This window comes from Dyella sp. 01N36, from assembly GCF_056399745.1.
In genome coordinates this window covers 1-2,800 of record NZ_JBFTRY010000304.1, presented here as the reverse complement: position 1 = coordinate 2,800, position 2,800 = coordinate 1, and the positions used below count along the sequence as shown (strand labels likewise).

General features: G+C 64.3%; 4 protein-coding genes. 1 reads left to right on the top strand and 3 read right to left on the bottom strand.

Features of this window, described 5'->3' with window-relative positions; translation table 11 throughout:
• Positions 1 to 25: 25 nt before the first annotated feature.
• From dnaQ to AC1DMG_RS21395, 3 genes are read right to left on the bottom strand one after another with little or no spacing between them, the layout of a single operon-like run.
• The gene (gene dnaQ, locus AC1DMG_RS21405) at positions 26 to 748 is read right to left on the bottom strand and encodes a DNA polymerase III subunit epsilon (protein WP_477181081.1); all 723 of its coding nucleotides are present in this window, start codon (positions 746 to 748) and stop codon (positions 26 to 28) included.
• Positions 745 to 1,188, bottom strand: a complete 444-nt coding sequence (gene rnhA / locus AC1DMG_RS21400) for a ribonuclease HI (protein WP_441603220.1) — start codon at positions 1,186 to 1,188, stop codon at positions 745 to 747. The genes dnaQ and rnhA overlap by 4 nt, the downstream gene beginning before the upstream one ends.
• Positions 1,189 to 1,211: 23 nt before the next feature.
• On the bottom strand, positions 1,212 to 1,895 hold the full coding sequence (locus AC1DMG_RS21395; RefSeq protein ID WP_477181080.1) for a class I SAM-dependent methyltransferase: 684 nt from the start codon (positions 1,893 to 1,895) through the stop codon (positions 1,212 to 1,214).
• Between the two features lie 222 nt (positions 1,896 to 2,117).
• On the opposite strand from AC1DMG_RS21395, the gene gloB reads away from it, so the two are divergent.
• Positions 2,118 to 2,800 (top strand): hydroxyacylglutathione hydrolase (gene gloB / locus AC1DMG_RS21390; RefSeq protein ID WP_477181079.1); only part of this gene is annotated, 683 nt, incomplete at its 3' end.

Genomic DNA, 2,800 nt, shown 5'->3' with positions numbered 1-2,800 from the left:
CGTCAACTGATCGCGGGCACGGCGCTCACTGGATGGTGCTCGCGTCGACGCGACGCCATACCGAGGTTCCACCAGCACTCTTGTCCAGGGAATCGAGACGCTTTTCGTGCACGGCGATTTCGTCCGTACTGGCACGCAGCACGCGCGGACGACGATCCAGCACCACCGGCGTCAGAGTCACCGTCGTGCCCTGCTCCTGCGCGCCAACGAAGCCCAGATCCRGCACGACCTGGCCCGAGGTCATCGCCAGATAGACGTCCGCCAGCAGCTGGGCGTCGATCAGGCCGCCGTGCAGGTCACGTGCCGAATTGTCCACGCCCAGTCGTTTGCACAGCGCATCGAGGCTGTTGCGCTGCCCGGGATAGCGCTCGCGCGCCATCATCAGCGTATCGAGGATGCTGCTGCGGTCCTCGAGTCGTCCGAACGACGGCCCCAGGCGCGCCAGTTCGGCATTGATGAAGCCCACGTCGAAGGTGGCGTTGTGGATGATCAGCTCGGCGCCATCGATGAAGGCGAGGAATTCCTCCACCACGTCCGCGAAACGCGGCTTGTCGAGCAGGAACTCGTCCTCGATGCCGGTGACCTGCCGCGCGCCTTCGTCGATGGCGCGATCGGGATTGAGATAAGTCTGGTAGTACTTGCCGGTGGGACGACGCTCGATCATCTCCACGCAGGCGATTTCGATCAGGCGATGGCCCTGACGGACTTCAAGACCGGTGGTCTCGGTATCCAGAACGATCTGCCTCATGGCTTGCTCCTGTACTGTTCGGCCTGTTCGCGCGCAGCCACATCCACGCGCTCGTTTTCGACATGGCCGTTATGACCCTTGACCCAATGCCAACGCACCTGATGGATCTGCGTGGCGTTGGACAGGCGCTCCCACAAGTCCTGGTTCTTCACCGGTTTCTTGTCGGCGGTTTTCCAACCGTTCGCGCGCCACTTGGGCACCCATTCCTCGATGCCTTGCATCACGTAGCGCGAGTCGGTGGTCAAGGCGACCTTGCACGGTCGCGTCAACGCCTCGAGCGCCCCGATGGCCGCCATGAGTTCCATGCGATTATTGGTGGTGGCCGGATCACCACCTGAGACCATGCGTTCGGTGCCCTTGGCGCGCAGCAGCGCCGCCCAACCGCCAGGTCCGGGATTGCCGAGGCAGGCGCCATCGGTAAAAGCTTGCACTTCAGTCATTGTCACCATCAATTTGCGAATAGTCAGGATGYCGCATTGCGTCGGGCACCCGGTGCCAGTCCCACGTTGACCGTGGCCGGCAATGTTTTGGGTTTCAGTCGAATCGGCGTCGCCATGCGCCGACGCTTGCGCGCGATAAGCAGATAGCCACCGCCCAGCACATGGGTGGCATCGAGCCCCGCATGACTGCTCGGCCACAGTCGTCCGACGCGCTCGATACGTTCGATATCCAGCTCACGGCGACGCACCCAGCGCTCAAGCAACAAGGGCGAGTGCATGCTGGGCGCATGCCCGCGGGTACGCCACATCATCCAGGGCAGCCACGCGCTGAAAGGATGCAAGCCAGTCAGCGCAAGCACGCCGCCGGGCGCCAGCACGCGCGAGGCCTCTTCCAGCATGTCCTGCGGCGTGGTCGAGACCTCGAGCGCATGGCGCAGCAGTACCAGATGGAAGGCATCGTCGACAAACGGCAGCGGCTCGTCCGCGCGCGCCGTGAGGTCGCCAGCATATTGCCCACCTGCCACGCTGAGCCGCGTCCAGTTGCCCAGCAGCGGCAGCACCGGAGGCCTGTCGTCCGCCGAGACGCTGATCAGCAGCGCGTGGGTGCCGCTGCAGCGTTGCAGCCCGGGCGCCAGCGCCACGCTCTCCTCGGCCAGCAGGTTACGCAACGGGGCACTGCTGTAGATGTCTTGGTCACGCTGAGACATGGGTGGCCGGCCGGTCATATCGATGCGCACAGTGTACCGGCAGCCCGGCGACAACGTGTCCTGGTCGACAGAGATACCAGGGCTGAGGCCGCAAGTCTGAACCTCCCCACCAGCAGTTAACGTCTCACTAACGAGCGAGCCAAATCGGGGCTTTATAGTCGGCCACTCGCGCAAGCCAGGAGGGCCTGCGTCAGTCGATACGAAACCGCGGAGGACCACTCCTTGCACGTCGTACCGTTACCGGCGCTTGCCGATAATTACATTTGGGTGCTGCACGACGACGCCGGCCAGGCCATCGTCGTGGATCCAGGCGATGCCCTGCCGGTCGAGGCGGCGCTCATGCAGCGCGGCCTGAAGCTTTGCACCATCCTGCTGACGCATCATCACCATGATCATATCGGCGGCGTCGATGCGCTGCTTGCGCGGCACGATGTGCCGGTCTATGCACCGCGCGACGAACGCATCACCTGCGCCACGCATCGCGTGAACGACGGCGACGTGGTGACGCTGGCCACACCGTCAGCACGTTTTGAAGTGATCGCCGTACCCGGGCACACCACCACCCATGTCGCCTATACCGGCGAAGGCGTCCTGCTGTGCGGCGACACGCTTTTCAGCATGGGCTGCGGGCGATTGTTCGAGGGTACGCCCGAGCAGATGCTCGCGTCGCTGGATCGATTGGCGGCGCTGCCGGCCAACACGCTGGTGTGTTGCGCCCACGAATACACCGCCGCCAACGCGCGCTTTGCGCAAACCATCGAGCCGCACAACCCCGCACTTGCAGCGCGCCAGCAGGAAGTGGCCGCACTGCGAGCGCACGACCAACCCAGTCTGCCTGTCTTGCTTGCCACGGAGCATGCGACCAACCCCTTCCTCCGCACGGACCACGATGCCGTGATCGCATG